The sequence below is a fragment of the Thermaerobacter litoralis genome (assembly GCF_054654595.1).
The window spans coordinates 352,138-374,542 of the sequence record NZ_BAAIES010000004.1; the positions used below are offsets into that span (position 1 = coordinate 352,138).

Consider the following 22,405-nt stretch of genomic DNA (forward strand, 5'->3'; position numbering starts at 1 on the left):
TCACCGGCGCCCCGGCCGCGTCCGGCCTGCCCCCTCCGGCTGTGGCCCCTCCGGCTGTGGCGGGACGGTCAACCCCCGGCCCGCCGCCCGGGTCCGGCGCCGGCCCCGGGGCGCGGCGGGGGTCGGCGCCGGGGCCGGTTCGTCCCCCGGCCACGCCGGAGCCGGATCCCGGTGGGTTGGGGTGCGGGGATCGGGCTTCGCCCATCGCCAAGGGACATCACCCCTTCAGCTGTCCCGGGTCGGCCTGCGGGCGGGCATCTCCTCCAGGCGGACGGGCACGCGGAAGAGCTCGGCGCCGCGCAGCACCGTCACCTCCAGCTGGTCGCCGGGCCGGCGGCCGACCAGCCGCTTGCGGACGTCCCCGATGGTGTCCACATGTTCCCCCTGCACCGCCACGATCATGTCGAACACCTGCAGGCCGGCCTTCTCCGCGGGGCTCGAGGGCATCACGCGGGTGATGACGATGCCCCGGTCGGCGGGAAGGTCGAAGGTGCGCACCCAGTTGTCGTCGATCACCTCGGCGTACCCCTGGATGCCCAGCCACAGGTGACGCACGGTCCCCTCCTGGAGGATCTGGCCGGCGATGGCCTCCACCAGGTGGATCGGCACGGCGAAGCCGAGGCCGTTGCCCTCCAGCTTGACCGTCGTCAACCCGACGACCCGGCCATCCAGCAGCGCCAGCGGACCGCCCGAGTTGCCGGGGTTGATCGGCGCGTCGGTCTGGATCAGGCCGTCCAGGGGCGTGCCCTGGGGCGTGGGCAGCGACCGGTCAACGGCGGAGATGATCCCCATGGTGACCGTGGTCCCCAGGCCGAAGGGGTTGCCGACGGCGATGACGGCCTGGCCCGGCTTCAGGTTCCGGGAGTCGCCCAGCTGGGCAGCCGGCAGGCGACCCGCCGGGATCTCGACGACGGCCACGTCGTAGAGCCGGTCGCGGCCCGCCACCGTGCCGACCACGCGCTTGCCCGATGGCAGGAGCACCGTGACCTCCGCCGCGCGACCGACCACGTGGGCGTTGGTCAGGATGAGACTGCGGTCGGGCTCGGAGCGCCAGATCAAGCCGGAACCCACGGCATCGATGAGGCGACGGCCACCGCGCCGGTGCTGCCGGGCGATCTGCACCACGGAGGGGCTCACGGCCTCCACCGCGCGGGTGATCCACTGGGACACGGGGTCCATCCAGGGCTCGGTCACTCCGAAGCCTCCTCTCTCCCTAGGAGCAACGCCGGGAGCGCGGGCACCGGCCCGCGCTCCCGGCCGGCGGGCGCGCCCCGCGCCGCCGCGCGGCCCGGGGCGCGCCGTGGCACCGCACGCCACGGAGGCCTTTCGCCTCGGCGGCATGCGGCTCCTTCGCAGGACGACTTTGACTATCACTGACGTTTGTCTTCATTCTACGCTTGCCCTGGTAACACGGTCAATGACGGGCGCCACGCCCGCCCGGCTTCCCAGGCCCACCATGCGGCAAGGCGGCGCGACGCGGTCGCCACCGGATGCCGAGCCAACGGGCGTTCGTAGGGAACGAACAAGGGCACCGGGTTGCTTCCGGTGCCCTTGGTGGGCGGTAGTGGACTCGAACCACTGACCCCGTCGACGTCAACGACGTGCTCTACCAACTGAGCTAACCGCCCATTGTTCGCGCCTTCGCGCGGCCTCCCGGCCGCTGGTTGCGTGGTGCCCCGTTTCCCTGGACCGTCCGGTCGTGGCCCGGCCTCATCGCCGGGCTGACCGGGCCCGCGGCGGGCCGGCAGGACGCATTATAGGAACGTGGCCGCCATCCTGTCAAGGTGGGCGCGGGAGCGAGCACCGGAAGGCGAACGGTGTCGAACGCGCCTCCTGCCGCGCGCCCGGCGCCCCGCGCCGACGGGGCCATGAGGGGCGGGTCGGAGGGCCGGCTGCACGAGCCATGGGCGCCATCCGCGCCCGGTGCCGCCAACCCCTCATCCCTGATCGGGTCCCACGCCGGGTGCTGCTGAGGCCGCGGCCGGATTCGAACCGGCGAGTAAGGGCTTTGCAGGCCCCTGCCTTACCACTTGGCTACGCGGCCATGTCGTGCTGTCCGTTGTACCGTCCTTTGCGGGTGGACCCTTCGCGACCGCACCCCCGCGCAACCGCGCCGCGCGCTGGGCCTTGCAACCGCGCCAGGCGGGAACCCCAGAGTGCAAGATCCGGCGGCGCCCGAGGGACGGCCCGGTGACGAACCGGCCGGCCTGGGGACGGGCGCCCTCCGCGCCCCGGTGCGCCTGGACCGGTACCCGGCCCGGCCATGCCTCCGGACCCGGAGAGGGTGGAATCCAGCGGCCAGGGAACGGCGCGCCAGCCCGCGCAACCGATTATACCGTCCCCGACGCCGCCTGCAAAGCCACACCCTGGCGGCCCCACCGGTCCCGTCTCGGCCCGCTTGGGACCGGCCCGAGAAACGAAACGGGACAGGCGATCACCTGTCCCGAAGGAACCTGGAGCGGGAGACGGGATTCGAACCCGCGGCCTTCTGCATGGCAAGCAGACGCTCTACCCCTGAGCTACTCCCGCATGGGGCCGGCTCTTCTCGTGCATCCTTCCCGCAGGTGCCCGCAGGCTTCCCGCGGGTGCCGGGTGCTTTGACGGCCCACAGCCCGCACATCCTTGGCGGCCGGCCGAGCTGGCCGTCCCGCGGCGTTCATTTTAGCAGCGCCGCCGCCCCCTGTCCACCCCACCGGCACCCCGCCCCCGGCAGGCATTTTTCCCCCGCGGTGCGAAAAGAAGGATCGGTACTGGAAATAGAAAGGACGGTGGACGTGCCCGTGGCCGTCAGTGCCCGTTACAACCCGACCTGGGACCTGGATGCCTTCTTCCCCGGCGGGAGCCGCTCACCCCAGTTCGAGGCCTTCCTGACCCGCCTGGCCCAGGACCTGGCCCAGCTCCAGCAGCAGGTGGAGCAGCTGGACCCCGCGGCCGGGCCGCAACCCTGGTCGCAACTGGTCGCCGCCTTGCAGGATGCCGGTGCCCGCCTCGGCCAGGCCGGCGCCTTCACCTTCTGCCTGGTCTCCCAGGACACCACCGACGAGCGGGCCCGGCTGCTCCTCACCCGCGTCGGCGAGTTGCGCGCCGCCTACAGCAACCTGTGGACCGGCCTGGACCGGCACCTTCTGGCCGTCGGCGATGCGGACTGGGCGTCTTTGCTGGAGCAGCCCGGTCTGAAGGAGGTCGCCTTTGCCCTGGACGAACGCCGCCGGCGGGCCCGGGAGCGCATGGATCCCGCCCTGGAGTCCCTGGCCAGCGTGCTGGCCGTCGACGGCTACCACGCCTGGGGCGACCTGTACGAGCTGGTCGCGGGACGCATCCGGGTGCCCGTCCAGGAAGGCGACCGCCGGCTCGAGCTCTCCGTGGGCCAGGCGGCCAACCGGCTGGAAGACCCGGATCGCACCGTGCGCGCCGCCGTGTTCGACAGCTGGGAGGCAGCCTGGGGCGCGGAGGCGGAGGTCATCGCCGCCGCCCTCAACCACCTGGCCGGTTTCCGCTGGCAATGGTACCGCCGGCGCGGGTGGGAGGACATCCTCAAGGAGCCGCTGGACGAGAACCGCATGGAGCGGGCCACCTTGGAGGCCATGTGGGACGCGGTCAGCCGGCGGCGCGGCGCCCTGCTGGAGTACTTCCGCTGGAAGGCCGAACGCCTGGGCGTCGAGCGGCTCGCCTGGTACGACGCCCACGTGCCCGTCTTCCACGCCCAGGGCAAGGTGACCTATGACGAGGCGGCCGAGTTCGTCATCGAACAGTTCGCCCGCTTCAGCGACGACCTGGCCGCCCTGGCCCGACAGGCCTTCAGCCAGCGCTGGATCGAAGCCGAAGACCGCCCCAACAAGCGGGCCGGCGGCTTCTGCACCAGCTTCCCCCTGAGCCGCCAGTCGCGGATCTTCATGACCTTCGGGGGCACCGCCTCCAACGTGGGGACGCTGGCCCACGAGCTGGGCCACGCCTACCACCAGTGGCTGATGGATGAACTGCCCTTGCTGGCCCGGGACTACCCCATGAGCCTGGCCGAGACGGCCTCCACCTTCGCCGAGCGGGTCGTCACCGACGCCGCCATCCGCCACGCACCGGACACCACGAGCCGGCTTGCCTTCCTCGAGCAGCAGGTGCTGGACGGCGTCTCCTTCTGCATGAACATCCACGCCCGCTTCCTGTTCGAGACGGCCTTCTACGCCGCCCGCCGCGAAGGCCCCGTCAGCGTGGCCGAGCTCAACCGTTTGATGGAGGACGCCCAGCGCCAGGCCTATCACGACAGCCTCGGCCGGTACCACCCGTACTTCTGGGCCTCGAAGCTGCACTTCTACGCCACCGAGGCGCCCTTCTACAACTTCCCGTACACCTTCGGCTTCCTGTTCAGCTCGGGCCTCTACGCCCGCGCCCAGGCCGAAGGGCCGTCCTTCGCCCGGCGCTACGCCGCCCTGCTCCAGGACACGGGCCGCATGACCGTGGAGGACCTGGCCCGCAAGCACCTGGGCGTCGACCTCACCCGGCCCGCCTTCTGGGAGGAGGCCCTGGACGCCGCCCTGGCGCCCCTGGACGAGTTCCTCCGCCTGGCCCGCTCGGCCGACGGAAAGGGCTGAGTCGTTACGCAACCACGGCTCCACGGTCACGGCCCGCTGCGGGCAGCAGCCGGCCGCAGCGGGCCGCAGCGGCCCGCGGTCGCCCATGAATGCTTGCGGGAGGACGCGAGCGACAGGGCCGGAGGCAGGCTGATCCCAGCCGCCCCCGGCCCTGTCCTCGTTGCCCTCGTTTTGGCCCGGTGTCGTGGCCCGACGCCTGCCTGACTTGGGCCCTTCGGGGCCGGCGCTCGGGTTCCCGCACCGGCTCGGCCACCCTGCGGGTCCGGGCCCGGCGCCGTCACCGCCGGCGTGGCTCGAAGGTCTTGCAGCAGGTGTCCGTCGCCTGGCGGGCCGGCGTGCCGCCCACCTGGTTCGACAGCTCCCGGATCTCCGCGGCGTCGATACGGTTGGGGAACCGCTCGCTCACCCAGTCGTGGGTGATGAGGATCTGCTCGGCGTCGCAATAGTTCCCCTCCCGCCAGTAGTGGCAATCGGCCACCGTGCACCGCACCCCGATCAGCATGGCTGTCCCCCCTTCCGCTGGCTTCGGGTGCCGCTGCCGGTTCCACTGGAAAAGCATGGCCCCGGTGGGCAGCCCTTATCCAGAGCGCCAGGGATGCGCTGGCCCGCCAGGGCCGGAACGGAGGGAGTACTCCTCACTCGGGCGGCCGGGGCGCGCGCCGGGGCGTTCGGCCGGCGGTCCGAGGGCACCCGGCCCGCGTTTCGCAACCCGCGGCCCGCGGGAGGTCCCAGCGCAGGCTCGCCTGTCCGAAAAACTTTGACCAGGACGGGTTCTCTACTTCTCTGGAGGAAGGAGGGACGACCCGATGGGGAACCGCAGGACGGCGGTCGGGGCCGCACCCCGGCCGGCGTCGAGGGACCCTGCGGGCCGGCCGGTGCGGAGGCGCTGGGCCGTGCTGGCGGCCGTGGCGGCCATCGTCCTCACCGGCTCCGCGGCGACCACGGCCGCCCTGCCTCGGCCGGTCCACCAAACTCCCGGCGGCACCACGGGGCCTGAACCCGGGCCGCCGGCCCGCAACGTCATCCTGGTGGTGGGCGACGGCGCGGGGGATGCCTTGCTCCACCTGGCGCGGTTGACCGGCCAGGGTCCGGACGGCCGGCTGGCCGTCGACGCCTTGCCCGCGAGCGCCCGGGTGCTCACCCACTCCGCCGACTCCCTGGTGACCGACTCGGCCGCCGCGGCGACCGCCATGGCGACGGGACACAAGACGGTCAACGGCGCCGTCGGCGTCGACCCCCAGGGACGGCCGCTGACGACGGTGCTGGAACGGGCCCAAGCCGCCGGTAAGGCGACGGGGCTGGTGACCACGTCCTTCCTGGCCGACGCCACGCCCGCCGCCTTCGCCGCCCACGTGCCGGACCGCGACGACACCACCACCATCGCAGCCCAGACCCTGGCCGCCGGGGTCGACGTCCTGCTGGGTGGCGGCGAAGAGGACTTCCTCCCCGTGGAGGAAAAGGGCTGCCACCCCTTGCCGGGCCGGCGCAGCGACGGCCGCAACCTGCTAGCGGAGGCACGCCAGCGGGGCTACACCGTGATCTGCCGCCCGGCCGAGCTGGAGGGGCTGCGGGTCCGGCCCGGGATGCGGGTCCTGGGACTTTTCGCGGACAAGGAGCTGTACCCCCTCCTCTACGGATCCCAAGGCGTCCCGGTCCGTACCGGCGTGCCTGCCCAGCCCGCACTGGACGGTCTCGCCCCCGGATGGGTGGAACCGGCCGTCCCCACCCTGGCCGCCATGACCCGGCGGGCGCTGGACGTGCTGGCGCGCGATCCGGACGGGTTCTTCCTGCTGGTGGAGGAGGAGGGCACCGACGGCTTCGGCCACGCCGGCCTGATCGAAGGCGCCATCGCCGCCGCCCAGGGGCTCGACGCGGCGGTGGGCGTCGCCCTGGACTTCGCCCGGCGCCACCCCGACACCCTCCTCCTGGTCACCGGCGATCACGAGACGGGTGGACTCAGCATCCCCGGGCGCGGTGACGGCTACAGCAGCGATCCCAAGCTCCCCTGCCCGCCACCGGCCCGCCCGCTGGCCACGCCGCAAGGACAGGGCTTTTGTGCCGCCTCGGCCGTCCCGAACCACACGGGCGCGCCGGTCCCCTTGCTGGCGCTCGGTCCCGGTGCACAGGGGGTCGACGGGCTTCTTGACAATACCGACGTGGCCCGGATCATCGCCGCGGCCTTCGGGTGGCGGGAGGAGCGGTGACGGGACGAGGGGGAGCCGAGGATGGGAGGGGTTTGCTGCATATTTGCTACACAGTCGCTACACAACGCCGTCCAACGGTGATCAAGATGCGGCTGGAGCCACTAACAGAAAACCCGCGAGGCCTTGCGCCACGCGGGTTTCTTCGTTGTGGCCCAGGGCGGAATCGAACCGCCGACACGGGGATTTTCAGTCCCCTGCTCTACCTACTGAGCTACCGGGCCATGGGCGGATCTGCGATTTGCGCGCCGCGCCGGCGGCGCGGGAACCGCCCCTTACTATACTGCAATCGGACCGCTCGTCGCAAGGCAGCAACTGGTGCTTGCCCCCGCGATTCGTTCGATCCGGTGGGTGGGCGAACCAGGACTCGAACCTGGGACCCCTCGCTTGTAAGGCGAGTGCTCTGCCGCTGAGCTATTCGCCCATCGTGACCTGCGCTGTTTGCCCTGCTCCCCCATGCCCGATCCCTGATCGGGCCGTCGTCGTGCGATATGCGACCTGATCGGGACGGCGCCCAGTATAGCATCCGGCGGACGCTGGGGTAAAGGTCCCGCGGTCGCCGGTATCGCAGCCGAAGGCGGAAACCGCGACCGAGCGCCGGCTTCACCGCCGAACGCCGACACCGCATCCGATCGCCGGCGTCGCAGCCGAATACACCGCCGCCGAACGCATCGCTGTCGAACACCAAGCACCGGCGCCGAACGCCAGCACTCCCGCCGATCGCCAAGCGCCGCCGATCGGGAGCCGAACGCCGGCGCCATGGCCGACCGGCCGCCACGCAGCGGAACGGATCCATCCGGTGCCCCGGCCTGACCCGACCGGCCGGTCGGATTAGGCCGGCCGGTCGCATCAGGCCGGCGGCCACAACTTGAGGCCTGTCTCCCCGTCCGGCGCCCGTTCCAGCACCGGCCCCTCCAGTTCCCAAATGGCGTACTCACAGGCGAAGACCCGGGTACCTTCCAGCACGTGGCCGCCCCAGGCCCGACCTTGCGCGTCTCCCAGCGTCAGATGGAGGTGGACGAAGGGCGCGTCGGAGCCCGCGCTGCGGCTGATGTTGCCCGTCCCCGTCAGGATCTCGGCGGGTTCGTCCAGGGTGAAGTCGCCGTAGCGCTGCTCCCCTTGGTCGTAGAAGGCCAGCCGGGCCCGCTCGACCGCGCCCAGCAGCTGGACCCAGCCGACGATGATCCCGTGGTCCCGAGCCAGGCGGCCCAGCGCCTCCAGGATGTCATCGCCCCGGCGCAACCGCCCGACGAGGACGCGCTTGACGGCAAACTCCGGCAACCGCTCCGCCTCCCCTTTTGCGCTTCCGCGGCCTGCGGCTTTTCCTTTCGGCGTCGGCCATCGCCTGGCGCCTTCCCGTCTCAGCGGCTCCCCGGACCCGCGCCGGCGCCGGAGGCCGGTTCGTCCCGGTGGACGCGATGGGCGGCCCGGGACAGCCGGTGCCCGCGGTACAGCATCCACACGCCCACCAGGTTGGCCGCCGGAAGGACGGCGGGTACGCCGAACCGCGTCAGCGCGCCCCCCGACGAGAGGACCAGCGTCCCCGCCATCAGCCAGAGGGCATAGGGGTGGCGCGTCCGCCACCAGGACACCGCGGCGCCGCCCAAGAGCAGCAGCGCACCGGGAACCGTGAGCAGGGGCGAGAAGACGCGAACCGTCCCCTCCGCCCACCCCTCGCCGCCCACCGGCCCGCCCCCCGCCAGGGCGGCCACGTCGACCGGGGTGCGCGCCGCCGTGACCAGCATGGCCACGCCGATGGCCGCCAGCACGGCCAGGATCCCGTGGGCCCAGGCACGCCGCAGGACCAGGTAGGCGGTGCCCGCCCCGAAGGCGGCCACCAGCCACGCGGCGGCCACGTACCAGAGGCGATAGAGCCAGGGCGTCCACCCGGCCAGGGAGGCGCCCGCGTCCGCCAGGGCGGTCAAGGCAAAGAGGAGCAGGGCGACGAACCAGCACAGCGAGCTCGGGGCTCGCCGCCGCAGGTAGCTCCGCCCTACCTCCGCCGCGAAGACCAGGGCCAGGACGCCGCCGGCGGCGTGCAGCCCCGCGGTCAACCAGGTCACGTTGGTCGTTGGGCCTCCTTGCAACGGCTGGGTCGTCCAACGTTGGCCGCGGACGGGCAAGCCGGGCCGCCAGGCCGCCGGGCCTCAGACGGCCTCCACGTCGGTGACGCCCGGGACCCGCTCGCGCAGGATGCGCTCGATGCCCGCCTTGAGCGTCATGATCGACATCGGGCAGCCGACGCAGGCGCCGATCAGGCGTACCCGGACGACCCCATTCTCGTCGACGTCGACCAGCTCGATATCACCGCCGTCCATCTGGATCGCGGGGCGAATCGACTCCAGGGCCTGTTCCACCTGTTCGCGCATGGCCTTTCGTCCTCCCGTGGACCCGCGCTTTGAGCGCGGGTGGTCCTCTCCCGCGGCGGGTCGGTCCGCCGGGACTGGATCCCGTCTCGCTCCCATTATACCTGGAAGCGTCCCCGCCCGCGTCCACCCGAGACACGGGCAGCGCCCCGGCCGCCACGGCTTGGCAGACTGGGCACGCCGAGCGGCCCGCAGACTAAGTCCTGGCCCTGTTCATGTCAGGGCCTGGAGGGAACCACCATGGCACGACGTCGCCTGATGTCGGAAGCGCTGCGGGAGGACCTGGCGCGCGACCTGGGCGTCCACGACATCGTGGCGCGGTACGGCTGGGGGGCCGTGCCCGCCCGGGAGTGCGGCCGGCTGGTCCAGCAGGCCGTGTTGCGGGCGGAAGCCCTCCTGGCGCAGCAGGTTCCTCCCGGCGGCGGCGCACCCACCGCCGCGGGGCAGCCGCCCCGGGCCGGGCGGCAGGTGACGGCTCCCCTGGGGCCGCGCCTGGACTCGGCCTGGCCGGGACCGGCGCACTCCATGGGGGCGCCCGCGGCTGTGGGGCCCCGTCCGGTCCCTGGAGGCTCGGCGACGGGCGGGGCAGGGCCGGTTCCCGTACCGGCCGGGCCGGTTCCGGGAACGGCGTGGCCGGGTCTCGCGACGGGACGCCACGCCCCCATTCCCGTCCCCGCCGGGACCGGGACGGGCTGGAGTTCGGGTCGACGCCGGCCGGCGCTGCCTGCCACCCTGGGCGGACCGGCCTGGGTATGACGGCGGGGGGCGGGGGGCGGGCGGCCCTCGCCCTTGGCACCCGCGTCCCATTCGAGCTGGCGATGCGCCGGGGACCGCTCGGCGGGGCCTCCCGGCCCCGCCGGCGTGCCCGCGGTCCGGTTCCACCTGGCCAGACCTGCCGTACCGGCCTCCGTCTATCCCACCGGTTCTGCGCGTATGGTTAGGCGGGGCGGGCGGGAGGTCGTCGCAGGTTGGGTCAACCGGATCTGGTGCTTCTAGCCATCCTTGGCCTGGGTGCCCTGGGTCGCAACCCGCTGGTCACGGCCGCGGCGGGGATCCTCCTGCTGCTGCGGCTCCTGGGCTTTGCGTCGCTGCTCCCCGCCCTCGAGCAGCACGCCATGTCCCTGGGGCTGATCCTGCTCATCGTGGCGGTGCTCATCCCCTTCGCCGACGGCCAGGTCACCCTCCAGCAAACCGTCCAGTCCTTCGTCCGCGGTGGCCTGGCCGGCTACGCCGGGCTCGTGGCGGGCTTCGTCGCGGCGGTCCTGGGCGCCCGGGGCATCGTGCTGCTGGAGCAGAACCCCCACGTCATCATCGGGTTGATCTTCGGCACGCTGGTGGGCGTGGCGTTCTTCCAGGGCATCCCCGTGGGACCGCTCACCGCGGCCGGATTCGCCGCGGTCCTCCTGGAACTGCTGACCCTGTTGCGCGGGCGCGGCTAGCCCCGGCCGCGCCCTCCGGCTCCGGTACAGGGCATAGCTACCGATCAGCACCAGGTAGACGCCGAAGAGGCGCCGGAGCAGCTCCTCGGGCGCGCTGGTCCCCAGCTGGGCGCCCAGCCAGGCGCCGGCCGCACTGCCGGCCGTCACCCGCAGGGCCAGCCGCCAGCGGAGGAACCCGTGGCGCCAGTGGATCCACGCGGCCACCAGCGCCACCGCGGGAAAGGTGGCCAGCACGACCCCTTGGGCCACGGGCTGGGGCACGTTCAGCAGCAGCACCAGGGCGGGCACCAGCACGGACCCGCCGCCGATGGACAGGCCGCTCAGGATGCCCGTGGCGGCCGCCACCAGAGCGGCCCAGGGAAAGCCCACGCCACCACCCCACCCTCCAGACGCCCGGCTGCGGTGGTCGCGCCAGCCGCGTGGTCCTGCCCGGCTGCGGCGGTCCCGCCGGCCGCGTGGTGCTGCCCGGCTACGGCGGTCCTGCCCGGCTGCGGTGATCCCACCGGGCCGCGGCGGTCCTGCTCGGCTAGAGCGGTCCCACTGGGCCGCGGCGGTCCCTGCTCGGCTGGAGCGGTCCCAGCGGCTGGCAGCCTTCTCACCCCCACACGGCCATCCGCAGCCCCAAGAGCAGGAGGAACCAGCCGTAGACCCGGCGCAGGGCCCTGGGCCGGAGCCGCTCCATCCAGCGGGCCCCGAGGGCCGCCCCCACCATACCCCCCAGGGCCACCTGCCAGGCCAGGGCCGGTTCGACCAGGCCGCGCCGCGCGTACACCCAGGCGCTGATGATGGAGGTCAGCCCGACCACCAGGATCGACGTCCCGTGGGCCCGGTGATCGGGCAAGCCGAACCAGTAGACCAGCGCCGGCACGAGCAGGGTTCCACCGCCCACCCCCAGCAGGCCGTTGACACCCCCGACGAGAAAACCCGCCATCACGGGCGCCCACCCGGCAGTGGCGCGCCAGGGGGCCGGTGGATCGCCGCCCCCGGGCGCCGGGTCAGCCTCTTCAAGGTCGCCGCGCCGGGTGCAATCGCTCATCGCTCATTCCGTCCCCCTCCCTCCCCGATCTCCCCTTCTCCGGGCTCGCCGGCCACACTGGGGCCCGGGTGGCCCCGCGCCCGTGGCTTAGCGTGCCCACCCCGGCCCGCGTGTGGCACAGTGAAGGCGAGGTGAATGCCCATGGCACCAACCCACTCGCCGGACGAACCCGCCCCTGCCGAGGGAACGGCGGCAGCGGCCCGCCGCCCGGCCCGGGTCGAGGTCGTGGTCCACGGCCACGTGCAGGGCGTGGGCTACCGGGCCTTCGTCCGCGCCCGGGCCCTTCCCCTTGGCCTGCGGGGCCTGGCGCGCAACAACCCCGACGGCACGGTCACCGTAGTGGCCGAGGGGGAGACCGAAGCCCTCCAGTCGCTGGTGGAGGCCCTCCGCCAGGGGCCGCCCGCCGCCCGCGTGACCGGGCTCGAGGTCCGCTGGGACGAACCGGCAGGCCTGCCTCCGGGCTTCGGCATCGCCTAGGCGGCCGCACCTGGACGGCGGGGCCACGCCGGCCACCGGGCCCCGGCACCGGCTCTTCCCGGAGAGCCGGCCGGCAGGGCCGTGGGGTGGAGGCCCGCTCCGGCGTGGCCCCCACCCCGCTCCGGGGCACGCTAGGCGCGGGAGGTGATCCCGTGTCCCAGCGACCCACAGGGGATGGCGAGCCGGAGGCCCGGACGACGGGGCCGGGTGGATCGGGCGATCGCCCCGGAGCCCCGGCCGGGCGCGTGGCCGGGCATGCGGCCGGCGAAGGCGGCGACGGCGCTGCGGCTGGTCGCGCTGCCGGGGCCCGCCACCGAACGGGGGATCCGGCCAATCCGGCGGCCGACCAGGGCCTCAACCCGCTGACCTCCGCCGCCGCCGCGCCGTGGGGTCCCGAGTGGGTCCACCGCGGGGAAGGCGAAGGGGTCGACACCCCGGTCCCCTACAACCCGGTATCCAACAGCGTGGGATTCCAGCAGTTCGCCACCCATCCGGAGGAGTTCCGCGACGCACCCCAGTTGCGGCGGTCCGACCCCCCGGGTGCGGGGGTCGTCACGCCGTCACCGGCCACCCCACCGGCCCCCGAGCGGCCGCGCGGCGCCGGCGGGGCACAAGGAACCGGCCGGTCCCGGCAAGGTGAAGGATCCGGCCAGCGGGAGACCAGCGGCTGACGGCCGCACCGGGCGCGTGGGGAGGACGGGTGCCCGCCCACAGGCGCGACGAGCCGGCTCCGACGCGGGGGCCGGCTCGTCCCGTTCTCTTCATGAGCGTCACCGGCCGGTCCGGCGAACGCCCGGCACGCCTGCAAGGGAGCCGGCTGCGTCCCGGGACGCACGGCCCGCTCGGAGCGGGGCCGGCGTAGGCGCGGCAAGCCCGGCCCGCTCGCACTCGGGGCGGGCTCAGGCGCGGCGCGCCGGGCCTGCGCAGACGGGGCCGCGCCAGGTCCAGCAAGCCTGGCCTTCGCAGCGGGGTGGGTTCAGGCCCAGCACGCCGGGCCCGTTCGCACAGGGGTGGGCTCAGGCGCGGCACGCCGGCGCGTTCGCAGGCAGCGGGACGGGCTCAGGCCCAGCACGCCTAGCCTGCTCGCACCGGGCCGGGCTCAGCCACCGCCGCCACCGCCACCTCCGCCGCCGCCCATGCCGCCCCCGGCGCCACCGCCACCCCCGCCCATGCCACCGCCGCCCCCGCCGCCGGCGCCGCTCAGCATCTGCTGCAGTTGCATCGTCACGGCCTGACGGATCATCTGCTGGCCCTGGGGCGAGCGGAGGAACTCCTGAACGCCGGTCTGCATCGCCATCTGGCCCTGGGGCGAACTGGCCACGGTCTTCAACTGCTGGACCAGCTGCTTCTGGCCTTCCGGCGTCAACATGATCTGCTGGGCCGTCAGCATCTGCACCTGTTGGGTGATGATCTGCTGGATCTGGGCCTGCATCTCGGGACTTTGCAGCTCCTGGCGGACCGCCGAACGAACCTCTTCCGGCGACGGCTTCGCCTGGCCGCCCCCGCCGCCCCCGCCCCCCATGGCGCAGCCACCCAACCCCAGCCCCACCAGCACCACCGCGACCGGCCACAGGCCGCGGGCGACGGCCCCGCGCCGGACCGGCCGCCCCCCGGTTGCGCCTAGGGGTCCTGGGGTACGGCCCGGCCCCTGCCTCGACGCCACTCGCTCGCAGGGTCCTTGCTCTGCCCACGCTGACATCGGCCGGATTCCCCTTGCCCTCACGGCGGGTTCGTCCCCCCTCACCGCGCTGGCCCTCCAAACCCGTCCTGGCCCCGCCCGTCCCCCTGGTACGGCCGCTGGCCCGAGCCGGAGCCGCCGAACCAACGGGTTGAACCGGTTCTAACCTTTCTCCAGCAAGGGAAAGTATGCGCCGGCCCTCCCGGCGCCGTGAGGGGCCGGGCGGACGGAAAGCTCCTGGAGGGGGTTGCGGCGCGCGGCCGGCGGAACGATCCCCCCATGCGTCGCGGGCAGCAGGACGGAGGCTGGGGGCCGCGGGCCGCAGGCCGTGGACCGTAGGCTCTGGCCGGGAGATCGCCGGCCGTAGCCGGAAGCCCGCAGGCGAGGAGCCCCCGCCCGTGGCCGGTGGACGCAGGCCGGGGCCCCGGGCCGGAGGCCGCAGCCTGGTGGCCGGGACTCTGTAGTCCGTGGGCCGTAGGCCGGGGGCGGCCAGGAGCCATCGGAGCCGGGGTCCAGAGGCCCCGCGACGGCCCCAGCGGCGATCCCTAGCGCGGCCGGCCCGCTTCGCTGGGGACCGGCGGTCGGGCGTCCTGGCGGGACATCCGCCGCCGGTTGGGGGAAGCGGGCGGCCGGGCGTCCGGCCCCGCCGGGGTAGGAGGCCAAGCGGGCGAAGAAGGCCCCGAAGGCGACGGATCGGGGGAGCCCGGGGTCACGCCCCGGGTCCGGGCGGCGCGCCCCGCCGGACCGGCCGGTTCCTCCAGCAGGCGCCGATAGGCCGGCTCGAGGAAGCGGTCGTATAGGTCGGGGCGCAGGGACCCCGGGAAGCCGCTGCGCTGCCGGTACTCGCGCAGGCGGACCAGGTCGAGATCGGCGACGACGACCTCCGGCCGGTCCCAGGTGGAGGCCTGGGCCAGCACGCCGTCGCCGGCCGGGCTCAGCGCCAGCGGCGCGTACACCGCCGCCCGGCCGGTCAACTCGATGCCCAGGAGCCGGCCCACCAGGGCCGGGACGATGCCGTAGACGGGCGTCTCCTGGACCCGCGCCCACGTGCCGCGGCGGGCATGCCACTCGTTGTAAGGCTCGGGGTTGGCGATGGGGACGACCACGATCTCGGCACCATCCAGGGCCAGCAGCCGGAAGGTCTCGAAGTAGGTGGCGTCCATGCAGACGGGGATGCCGATCCGGCCGAGAACCGTCTCGTAGACCTCCAGGGCATCCCCCGGACAGACGCCCCACTCGGCCTCCAGGGGCAGCAGGTGGGTCTTGGCGTGCAGGCCCACCCGGCGGCCGTCGGGACCATAGAGGAAACCAAAGTTGTAGAGGTTGCGGCCCCGGGGCAACATGACGCTGCCGCCGTGGACGAACACGCCGTGGGCCCGGGCCAGGGTGGAGAAGGTGGTGTGGTAGATCCGGCCCACCGCGGGCCCGAGAAAGCGGAAGATGTCGGCCACCGCCACGTCACCCAGGCCGGCCAGGGCGGCCTCGGGGGACGGCGCGGAGGCCAGCTGGTCGAACCCGGGCAGCAGGCCGAGCAGGGCCAGGCCCACGTCTTCGGGAAAGGCCACCAGCTGGGCGCCGTCGGCCACGGCCCGGCCCAAGGGCTCGGCCACCCAGCGGGTGAAGTCCTCCGGCCGCCGGAAGGTCTGGAGCTCCAGCTGGACCGCCGCCACCCGGACCCGAGCCGGATCGAGCCGGCGGAGGTTGGGGCTGCGCCGGATCCCCATGGCGGCCACTGTGCGGCGGATGGGCCCGCCCCGGGCCGTCCAGCGGAGGATCAGGCGAAAGGCTTGTTGCTGAAAGGCCTGCCACCAGCGGCTGCCCATCCCACCGCCCCCCTCTTGCCGGCCGGTTGCGCGTCCTTCCCCTCCGGTGGCGCCGCCCCGCCCGCAGGGCTGCGGCGTTCGTCCCGCCCCCGGGGTCTTCCGCCCCATCCAGCAGGCGTGGCGGGGTTCCCCTTCCACGCCGGCTGCCGTGGCCCTTCGGGAGTTCCGCAAGGATTTTCGCGGGGATCTCCACCGGATTTCCGCGTCCACCGGTTTCCGCGGGTGCCGGTTTCCGCGGGCGCCACCGGTTGGCTCCCCGGGCCCTTTTGCGCCCCTGGGCGGCTACGCCCCGCCGGGCCCGGGCGGCGCGCCGGAGGCATGGCCATCCTGGTTCCCGCGACCCCGGCGCCGTCGCCGCCGGCGGCGGCGCCGGCGGGTGGGGTCCGGCTCCGCCGCCGATGCGGGGGCCGGCTCGTCCTGCGCCGCCCCTTCCGCCCCGGTGGAGGCGGCCCAGGCGGCGGCTGCCGCCGGGGCCGGCCCGGCCGTGGCCCCGGAACGGGTCGCCCTGTCTGGGCCCTGGGGCCCGACCGCCACCGGGGCCGGCCTGGCACCGGTCGGGTCAGCCCCGCCGTCGCGGGCCGCCTCCACGGCCGCGGAGACCGGGGCTGACCCCGCCGCCGCCTTGCGGGCCCGGCGCCGGCGCCTCCGCCGTGTCCCCCGCCCAGCCGGGCGGTGGTTGTCGCCAGCCCCGGACTCCGCTCCGGACCCCTCCCCACGCTCGCGATCCGCGGGCGGCATCCCAGGCGCCGCCCCGGGGCCAGGGGGTTCGGCGTCCGCCATCGCGGCCGGGACCTGCTGCTCCGCCAGCCGGCGATAGGCCGGGAGCAGGTAGCGGAGATAGAGTCCCGGGTTGAGATACCGGTCCAGGGGGTAGCGCTGGCGGATGGCCTCGAGGGGATCCGCCTCCAGCAGGGCGGCCACCGCCTCCCCGGTGTCGTCCCAGGCCAGCCAACCCCGCCCCTCGGGCGTGATCTCGCAGGGAGCGAAAACGGCCCCCTGCGGGGCCAGCGCGCGCCCGCCGACGGCGCCGCCGGCAGCGGCATGGACCCAGTACACCTGGGTCTGCTGGACCACCTGCCAGGGCCCGGCGACCAGCTCCCAGCGGGATGCCGGCGCCGGCGCGTGACCCGGGTGGATCACCAGCCGCACGCCCTCCAGGCTGGCCCAGCGGCCGACCTCCGGGATCCACCCGTCCCGGCCGACGACCAGGGTCGCCGTCCAACCCGCAACAGGGAAGGACGCCCAGTCGTCCCCCGGCACCAGCCCGACGGTCGCGTCCGCCGGCCCGCTGTGGAGCTGGGCCTGGCGGGCCAGCAGCCGCCCGTCGGGGCCGAAGCACACCGCCACGTGCTCGAAGCCGTCGTCCCGGGGAAGGACCACCGTGCCCGGGCAAAGGTAGATCCCCAGGGTGCGCGCCGCATGGGCCGACCAGTCGAACCAGGCCTCGGCAGCGGCCTCCCCGTAGCGCTGGGCCAGAGCCGCCAGGCGTCCATCCCAGCGCGGCGGCTCGCCGGCCAGCGCCCCCAGGGGCAGAAGGCCGGCGAGGGCGGGAAGGACGACCAGGCCCGCGGCCCGTCCCGGGCTTGCCGGGGGCGGGGCGGCAGCCGGCGTTCCGGCCGGGGACCCCAGGGGGCGCCCCGCCGGCCGCCGCGTGCTTTGGGAACCGGCCCCGTCGGCCGGTCCCGCCCGTTGCGAGGCCGGCTGCAGCAAGCGTGGCGCCAAGGCGCGGGTCGCCTCCGCGCCGGCCAGCCGGCGGTACCCCTCGAGGACCGCGGCCAGCAAGCCGTGCCGTGCCGCCTCGAGGTGGGGGACCGGTTCCACCCGCACGGGAACCGCCACCACCCGCAACGCCCGCATGGGCTCTCCACCCCATTTCTGAGCCGGGCGGCCCTGCTGTACCCGGCAGGGGCCCTTGGCCGCCGTCCTCCGGGGGCCGGCCCCTGGCCACCGTCCGGCCGGCGGGCCAGACCTCGGCTGCCGTTTGGCCAGCGGCGGCGCCGGCGACAGCCGCCGGCCGGCGTCACGCCATGCCCGGGAAGCCTTGTTGCCGGTAGGCTTCATAGAGCACCAGGGCGACCGTACTGGCCAGGTTGAGCGACCGCAGGCCGGGGCGCATGGGGACGCGCAGGATCGGGCCGGGCCGCCGTGCGCTCAGCCCCGGGGGAAGCCCCCGCGACTCGCTGCCGAAGACCAGCACGTCGCCGGGCGCAAAGCGCAGCTGGCTGTACCAGAGGTCGCCACCCGGGTCGAGGTAACAGAAACGCCCTGCGGGCAAGGCGGCCAGCAGGTCGTCCCAGGTGTCGTGGACCTGCCATTCCACGTGGTTCCAGTAATCCATGCCCGCCCGCTTGAGCATGCGGTCGCTGAGCCGGAATCCCAGGGGCCGCACCAGGTGCAGGCGCGCCCCGGTCACGGCACAGGTGCGGGCGACGTTGCCCGTGTTGGGGGCGATCTCCGGCGCCACCAGGACGACGTCGAACATCGATTCCGTAAGGACCTCCTGCCCGCATCCGGCAGGACACCCGTCGACAGGTGCCCTCTTCGCTAAAAAGGATGCAGCTCCTTGTCTTCGGGGGAGCCGTGCCCCGGCGCCAGCAGGGCGGTTCCCGCCCTCAGCGGCCCCGGCCCCGGCCGCCTGCGCCACCGGACCGCGGCAGCGGGCACGGTCCCGGGACGGGGATGAGGACCGGCCGCCGCCGGGCGACGAACCCGTAGAGCGCTGGGCCGAGGCCCACGGCATCCAGCAGCGCCAGCACGGGCACCACCGGCCACAGCAGGGGCAGCCGGCGGGCGATGGCCCGAACCGCCTCAAAGCCCTGATGCCAGCGGCCGGACGGCCAGGTCCGGACCAGCAGCGCCTGCTCCGCCTGGGCCGCCCGTTCCGGGTCGAGGGGCGGGGGTCCCGGCACCGGTCCCCCCATGGGGGTGCCTCCGGCCGGGCCGGCCTCGGGCCCGGCGCCGGCTGGGCCGGCCTCCTTGCCACCGTCGCCGCCCGGCGCGGTGGGCGGCATGGCGGAGGCGGAAGCGGGGCCCGCCCGGGAGCCGGCCCGGGAGCCGGCGCCAGCTCCGGAGCCGGTCCCGGAGCGAGCACAGGCGTCGCAGCCGGCGCCGGCCACGAAACCGGCGTGGGCCCCAGAACGGGGGTTGGGGACGGGATCGGGATCCAGCCCCCAAACCGGCGGGCGAAAGGAGCAGAGTTCCAGGCGGTTCAACCAGTCCAGACGGCGGCACCACCGCGCCGCCCGGGTGCACCAGGGGCACCAGCCGTCGTAGTAGACGATGAGGCGCTCCACCGGACTGCCTCCTCAGGCACGTCGCCGGGGCCGCTTGCCCGGTCCAAGGAACGGCGCAACGGGACGTCGCCATCGCCGCAAGGCGTGCCACTACCGGCCCCCCGCAGGCCCATGCGCCCTTCGGCCGGCCGCGGGGGTGCCAGCTGGCGCTCTGGTGGGGCCGCCAGCCGGCGCTCTGGCGGGAGCGCCTCCCGGCCCTTGAGCGAGCCCCGGCCGCCTTCCACCAGGGCGGCCGCCAGGGGGATCACCCGCCGGGCCAGCAGCGCCCGGGCCCCGTCCCGGTCCTGCAGGACGCCCTCCACCGCCAGGGGCACGGGCGGGTCGGTGAAGATCCACCGCCCGTACCGCTGGTATACCTCCTCGAAGACGGTCACGTCCACCAGCCCGGTCTCGTCCTCCAGCGTCAGGAACACGATCACCCGGCCGCTCCGGGTGGGCGGGCGGTGGGGGCGGACGGGGATCCCCGCCGCCCGCACCGGACGGCCCGCCGGCAGCCGGCGGAGGGCCGCCGCGGACCGGTAGCCACGGGCGTCCAGCCCTTCCCGGAGCATGGCCAGCAGGTGGCGGCGGTGGACGTCGATCCCCAGCACCTCCCGCTCCATGGCCCACTTCTCCAGGTCGGGGAAGTCGGCCACCGCCGGCGGGGTGTAGGCCGCCGCCAGGCCCTGGGCCAGCGCCCCCCCGCCCGCGGCGCTCCGGGCCGTGGCCAGGGCCTCCTCGAGCCCCCAGAGGAGGGCGCGGCGGTTGGGGTGGAGCCCATCGAAGGCGCCGGCCCGGATCAGGGCGGCCACCTGGTCCCGGTCGAGGGCCGGTTCGTCCGCATCCCCCCTGCGGGCCGCCAGCCGCAGCAGGAAGTCCATGAAGTGGCGGAAGGGCCCCTCCCGCTCCCGCTCCGCCACGATGGCCGCCGCCGCCTCCTCCCCCAGGCCCTTGACGGCCCGCAGGCCGATGCGGATGGCGCCGGGGCTGGCGGCAAAGCCCACCCGGCTGGTGTTGATGTCCAGGGGGAGGATCCGGATCCCCCGCCGCGCCGCCTCAACACACAGGGTGTTGGGCGGATAGTAGCCCATGGGCTGGAGGCTGAGCAGGGCGGCGTACCACTCGGCCGGGTAGTGGGCCAGCAGGTAGGCCGTCTTGTAGGCGGTGACGCCGAAGGCGGCGGCGTGGGCTTCGCAGAACCCGTAGCTGGCATAACCCTGGATCATGCGGAAGATGGCCTGGGCCACCTCGCCGTCGACCCCTTGCTCGCGGGCCCGGTGCAAAAAGTGCCGGCCGATGTCCTCCATCTCCTCCGGCGAGCGGGCGTGGGTCATGACCCGGCGCAGGCGGTCGGCCTCTCCCGGGGTGAAACCGGCGATGGCGGTGGCGATCTCGATCACCTGTTCCTGGAAGAGGACCACGCCCCACGTCTTGCGCAGGATGGGCTCCAGCTTGGGGTGCAGGTAGGTGACGGGCTCCCGGCCCCGGCGCCGGGCCAGGAAGGGCTCGACCATGTCCCCCTTGATGGGACCGGGCCGGATGATGGCCACGCTGGCCACCACGTCCTCCAGGTTCTCGGGCCGGAGCCGCGGCTGCAGGGCCCGCTGGGCCGGCGATTCCAGCTGGAAGGCCCCCACTGTCTCCCCCGTCGCCAGGAGCTCGTAGGTCGCCCGGTCGTCCAGGGGGATGTGGTCGTAGTCGAAGGCGGGGTCCCGGCGCCGGATGACCTGCACCGCCTCCTCCACCGCGCCCAGGGTGCGCAGGGGCAAAAGGTCCAGCTTGACCAGGCCCAGCTCCTCCACACCCCGCTTGTCGAACTGGAGGATCCGGCGCCCCTTGGCCGATCGCTGCAGCGGCGACAGATCCAGCAGCGGCTGGCGGCTGATGACCAGGCCGCCCAGGTGGGTGCCCATGTGGCGGGGCAGCCCCGCCGCCGCCTCGCACAGGGCCACCAGCCGCCGGAACCGCTCCCGGGGCAGGTCCAGGTCCCGCAGCTCCGGGACCTCCTCCAGGGCGCGGCCCAGGTGGCGGGAGAGGTAGTAGGGCACCCGCTTGGCGATGCGGTCGATGACGGCCTCCGGGAAGCCCAGGGCCTTGCCGAAGTCGCGCAGGGCGCCCCGGGCGTGGTAGGTCTGGTAGGTGCAGACGGTCGCCACGTGCTCCGGACCGTAGCGCCGCTCGACGTAGTCGGCCACCTGATCGCGGTAGCGGGCGTCGAAGTCGATGTCGATGTCCGGCTGCTCGGCCCGCTCCAGGCTGAGGAAGCGCTCGAAGAGCAGGCCCCGCTCGATGGCGTCCACGTCGGTGATGCCCAGGCAGTAGGCCACCGCCGAATCCGCCGCCGAGCCGCGACCGGCGCAGCGGATCCCCTGCTGGCGGGCATAGCGGGCCACATCCCATACCAGCAAGAAGTAGTCCGCCAGCTGGAGCCGCTCGATGATGGCGAGCTCGTGTTCCAGCCGCTGCCGGATGCGGGGGGTGATGCGGCCGTAGCGCCACTGGGCGCCCCGCTCCACCTGCTCCCGCAAGAAGGCCTCGGCCCGGACCCCCGGCGGCAGCGGGAAGGCCGGGCGCGGCACGGGGCCGGCGGGCAAGGCGGGCTCGCACCGCTCGGCAATGGCCAGGGTCGCTTTCAAGGCCTGGGGATGGCCGGCGAATAGGCGCGCCATGGCCCGGGGGGACTTGAGGTCGTTGTCGGCGTTGAGGTGGCGCTGGGGATGGGGATCGTCCACGGAGATGCCCAGCCGGACGCAGGCCAGCAGGTCGTGGACGGCAAAGCGGTCCCGGGTGGCGTAGTGGACGTCGTTGGTCGCCACCACCCCGACCCCCAGGGCTTCCGCCAGGTCGGCCAGGGCCCGGTTGAGGGCCCGGTTGCCGGGCAGCCAGCCCCCTTGCAGTTCCAGGAAGAAGTTCTCCCGGCCGAAGGCGTCCCGCAGCCGGCGGGCCCGCTCCAGGGCCGTCGCCCGGTCGCCCCGCAGCAAGGGCTGAAGAACCGGCCCCCGGCGGCAGCCGGACAGGGCGATCAGCCCGTGGCCGGCCAGGGGTTCGCCGCCGGGTGCCACCTCTTCGAGGAGCGCCGCCCAGGGCAGGGCCGGCTCGCCCCGGGGTCGCTCCAGGTGGGCCCGGGTGAGCAGCCGGCAGAGGCGGGCATAGCCCCGGGGGCCGGTGGCCAGAAGGACCAGGTGGGCGGTGGCCGGGGACGAACCGGCCGGACCGGCCGGTTCGTCCAGAAGGAGGGTGATCTCCGCGCCCTGGATCGGCTTGATCCCCGCCGCCCGGGCCGCCCGGTCGAACTCCACGGCTCCGGCCACGTTGTCGTGGTCCGTCAGGGCCAGCGCCGGCATGCCCAGGGCGGCGGCCCGTTCCACCAGCGCCCGGACGGGGCTGGCGCCGTCCAGGAAGGAATAGGCCGAATGGCAATGCAGGTGGACGAACATGCCCCCGTCCTCCCTCCTGCCGCCCTTGTCCCCGGGGGCGTGGCCTGGATCCCCGGGGACGTGGGGGCCGCCGGGGTGCGATCGAGGCCG

Annotated in this window: 18 protein-coding genes, 5 tRNA genes and 1 pseudogene; 6 read left to right on the plus strand and 18 right to left on the minus strand. The window is 74.4% G+C overall.

The window, feature by feature from the left end:
• Window positions 1-225: 225 nt before the first annotated feature.
• The 4 genes from ACYQ02_RS03270 to ACYQ02_RS03285 all read right to left on the minus strand — a co-directional run bounded on the left by ACYQ02_RS03270 (window position 226) and on the right by ACYQ02_RS03285 (window position 2,529).
• A complete protein-coding gene (locus ACYQ02_RS03270) occupies window positions 226-1,194 on the minus strand; it encodes a S1C family serine protease (RefSeq protein ID WP_460039001.1) in 969 nt (322 codons plus the stop codon).
• A 358-nt stretch (window positions 1,195-1,552) separates the two neighbouring features.
• Window positions 1,553-1,628, minus strand: a tRNA-Val gene (locus tag ACYQ02_RS03275).
• 344 nt (window positions 1,629-1,972) lie between these two features.
• A tRNA-Cys gene (locus ACYQ02_RS03280) sits at window positions 1,973-2,044 on the minus strand.
• 410 nt (window positions 2,045-2,454) lie between these two features.
• Window positions 2,455-2,529: transfer RNA gene (locus ACYQ02_RS03285), tRNA-Gly, on the minus strand.
• A gap of 251 nt (window positions 2,530-2,780) precedes the next feature.
• Between ACYQ02_RS03285 and ACYQ02_RS03290 the strand changes: the two genes are divergently transcribed.
• Window positions 2,781-4,586, plus strand: a complete 1,806-nt coding sequence (locus ACYQ02_RS03290) for a M3 family oligoendopeptidase (protein WP_460039002.1) — start codon at window positions 2,781-2,783, stop codon at window positions 4,584-4,586.
• A gap of 277 nt (window positions 4,587-4,863) precedes the next feature.
• On the opposite strand, the gene ACYQ02_RS03295 is transcribed toward ACYQ02_RS03290, so the two are convergent.
• A complete protein-coding gene (locus ACYQ02_RS03295) occupies window positions 4,864-5,088 on the minus strand; it encodes a DUF1540 domain-containing protein (RefSeq protein ID WP_460039003.1) in 225 nt (74 codons plus the stop codon).
• A gap of 304 nt (window positions 5,089-5,392) precedes the next feature.
• Between ACYQ02_RS03295 and ACYQ02_RS03300 the strand changes: the two genes are divergently transcribed.
• Window positions 5,393-6,790, plus strand: a complete 1,398-nt coding sequence (locus tag ACYQ02_RS03300; RefSeq protein WP_460039004.1) for an alkaline phosphatase — start codon at window positions 5,393-5,395, stop codon at window positions 6,788-6,790.
• Window positions 6,791-6,938: 148 nt separating this feature from the next.
• Here ACYQ02_RS03300 and ACYQ02_RS03305 read toward each other — a convergent pair.
• The 5 genes from ACYQ02_RS03305 to ACYQ02_RS03325 form a co-directional block, all read right to left on the minus strand.
• A tRNA-Phe gene (locus ACYQ02_RS03305) sits at window positions 6,939-7,011 on the minus strand.
• A gap of 128 nt (window positions 7,012-7,139) precedes the next feature.
• Window positions 7,140-7,211 (minus strand) — tRNA-Val (locus ACYQ02_RS03310).
• A 425-nt stretch (window positions 7,212-7,636) separates the two neighbouring features.
• Entirely contained in the window at window positions 7,637-8,068 is a 432-nt protein-coding gene (locus ACYQ02_RS03315) for a PPC domain-containing DNA-binding protein (RefSeq protein ID WP_460039005.1), read from the minus strand.
• Window positions 8,069-8,148: 80 nt separating this feature from the next.
• Window positions 8,149-8,850 carry a hypothetical protein gene (locus ACYQ02_RS03320; RefSeq protein WP_460039006.1) on the minus strand — a complete coding sequence of 234 codons (702 nt, stop codon included), beginning with the start codon at window positions 8,848-8,850 and terminating at the stop codon, window positions 8,149-8,151.
• A gap of 84 nt (window positions 8,851-8,934) precedes the next feature.
• A complete protein-coding gene (locus tag ACYQ02_RS03325) occupies window positions 8,935-9,156 on the minus strand; it encodes a NifU family protein (protein ID WP_006903995.1) in 222 nt (73 codons plus the stop codon).
• A gap of 237 nt (window positions 9,157-9,393) precedes the next feature.
• Here ACYQ02_RS03325 and ACYQ02_RS03330 point away from each other — a divergent pair, with 237 nt between their 5' ends.
• Window positions 9,394-9,909: a hypothetical protein gene (locus tag ACYQ02_RS03330; RefSeq protein ID WP_460039007.1), complete on the plus strand. Its 516-nt coding sequence runs from the start codon at window positions 9,394-9,396 to the stop codon at window positions 9,907-9,909.
• Between the two features lie 230 nt (window positions 9,910-10,139).
• A complete protein-coding gene (locus ACYQ02_RS03335) occupies window positions 10,140-10,592 on the plus strand; it encodes a DUF441 domain-containing protein (RefSeq protein WP_460039040.1) in 453 nt (150 codons plus the stop codon).
• A 6-nt stretch (window positions 10,593-10,598) separates the two neighbouring features.
• Here ACYQ02_RS03335 and ACYQ02_RS03340 read toward each other — a convergent pair.
• Together ACYQ02_RS03340 and ACYQ02_RS03345 are read right to left on the minus strand one after the other, a co-directional pair.
• Window positions 10,599-10,961: pseudogene (locus ACYQ02_RS03340) on the minus strand (sulfite exporter TauE/SafE family protein); the annotation flags it as partial.
• Between the two features lie 226 nt (window positions 10,962-11,187).
• Complete coding sequence (locus tag ACYQ02_RS03345; protein WP_460039008.1) at window positions 11,188-11,628, minus strand: sulfite exporter TauE/SafE family protein; 441 nt, start codon at window positions 11,626-11,628, stop codon at window positions 11,188-11,190.
• Window positions 11,629-11,769: 141 nt separating this feature from the next.
• On the opposite strand from ACYQ02_RS03345, the gene ACYQ02_RS03350 reads away from it, so the two are divergent.
• Both ACYQ02_RS03350 and ACYQ02_RS03355 read left to right on the plus strand, forming a co-directional pair.
• Window positions 11,770-12,105: an acylphosphatase gene (locus tag ACYQ02_RS03350; protein ID WP_460039009.1), complete on the plus strand. Its 336-nt coding sequence runs from the start codon at window positions 11,770-11,772 to the stop codon at window positions 12,103-12,105.
• Window positions 12,106-12,257: 152 nt separating this feature from the next.
• A complete protein-coding gene (locus ACYQ02_RS03355) occupies window positions 12,258-12,776 on the plus strand; it encodes a cell division protein FtsI (protein WP_460039010.1) in 519 nt (172 codons plus the stop codon).
• Between the two features lie 428 nt (window positions 12,777-13,204).
• Here the strand turns inward: ACYQ02_RS03355 and ACYQ02_RS03360 are convergent, their stop codons facing one another.
• The 6 genes from ACYQ02_RS03360 to ACYQ02_RS03385 form a co-directional block, all read right to left on the minus strand.
• On the minus strand, window positions 13,205-13,627 hold the full coding sequence (locus tag ACYQ02_RS03360; RefSeq protein ID WP_460039011.1) for a hypothetical protein: 423 nt from the start codon (window positions 13,625-13,627) through the stop codon (window positions 13,205-13,207).
• Between the two features lie 701 nt (window positions 13,628-14,328).
• Window positions 14,329-15,606: a nitrilase-related carbon-nitrogen hydrolase gene (locus tag ACYQ02_RS03365; RefSeq protein ID WP_460039012.1), complete on the minus strand. Its 1,278-nt coding sequence runs from the start codon at window positions 15,604-15,606 to the stop codon at window positions 14,329-14,331.
• Between the two features lie 282 nt (window positions 15,607-15,888).
• On the minus strand, window positions 15,889-17,463 hold the full coding sequence (locus ACYQ02_RS03370; protein WP_460039013.1) for a hypothetical protein: 1,575 nt from the start codon (window positions 17,461-17,463) through the stop codon (window positions 15,889-15,891).
• Window positions 17,464-17,626: 163 nt separating this feature from the next.
• Window positions 17,627-18,088, minus strand: coding sequence for a tRNA (cytidine(34)-2'-O)-methyltransferase (locus ACYQ02_RS03375; RefSeq protein WP_460039014.1), 462 nt, complete (start codon window positions 18,086-18,088; stop codon window positions 17,627-17,629).
• Window positions 18,089-18,218: 130 nt separating this feature from the next.
• Window positions 18,219-18,899, minus strand: coding sequence for a thiol-disulfide oxidoreductase DCC family protein (locus ACYQ02_RS03380; RefSeq protein ID WP_460039015.1), 681 nt, complete (start codon window positions 18,897-18,899; stop codon window positions 18,219-18,221).
• Window positions 18,815-22,315, minus strand: a complete 3,501-nt coding sequence (locus tag ACYQ02_RS03385; protein ID WP_460039016.1) for a DNA polymerase III subunit alpha — start codon at window positions 22,313-22,315, stop codon at window positions 18,815-18,817. Before ACYQ02_RS03385 ends, ACYQ02_RS03380 begins: the two co-directional genes overlap by 85 nt.
• Window positions 22,316-22,405 lie beyond the last annotated feature (90 nt).

Coding starts and splice junctions, on each gene's coding strand:
- ACYQ02_RS03295 (WP_460039003.1), bottom strand. CDS start 5,088: ATGCTGATCGGGGTGCGGTGCACGGTGGCCGATTGCCACTACTGGCGG.
- ACYQ02_RS03300 (WP_460039004.1), top strand. CDS start 5,393: ATGGGGAACCGCAGGACGGCGGTCGGGGCCGCACCCCGGCCGGCGTCG.
- ACYQ02_RS03325 (WP_006903995.1), bottom strand. CDS start 9,156: ATGCGCGAACAGGTGGAACAGGCCCTGGAGTCGATTCGCCCCGCGATC.
- ACYQ02_RS03330 (WP_460039007.1), top strand. CDS start 9,394: ATGGCACGACGTCGCCTGATGTCGGAAGCGCTGCGGGAGGACCTGGCG.
- ACYQ02_RS03345 (WP_460039008.1), bottom strand. CDS start 11,628: ATGAGCGATTGCACCCGGCGCGGCGACCTTGAAGAGGCTGACCCGGCG.
- ACYQ02_RS03350 (WP_460039009.1), top strand. CDS start 11,770: ATGGCACCAACCCACTCGCCGGACGAACCCGCCCCTGCCGAGGGAACG.
- ACYQ02_RS03360 (WP_460039011.1), bottom strand. CDS start 13,627: ATGGGGGGCGGGGGCGGCGGGGGCGGCCAGGCGAAGCCGTCGCCGGAA.
- ACYQ02_RS03365 (WP_460039012.1), bottom strand. CDS start 15,606: ATGGGCAGCCGCTGGTGGCAGGCCTTTCAGCAACAAGCCTTTCGCCTG.
- ACYQ02_RS03370 (WP_460039013.1), bottom strand. CDS start 17,463: ATGCGGGCGTTGCGGGTGGTGGCGGTTCCCGTGCGGGTGGAACCGGTC.
- ACYQ02_RS03375 (WP_460039014.1), bottom strand. CDS start 18,088: ATGTTCGACGTCGTCCTGGTGGCGCCGGAGATCGCCCCCAACACGGGC.
- ACYQ02_RS03385 (WP_460039016.1), bottom strand. CDS start 22,315: ATGTTCGTCCACCTGCATTGCCATTCGGCCTATTCCTTCCTGGACGGC.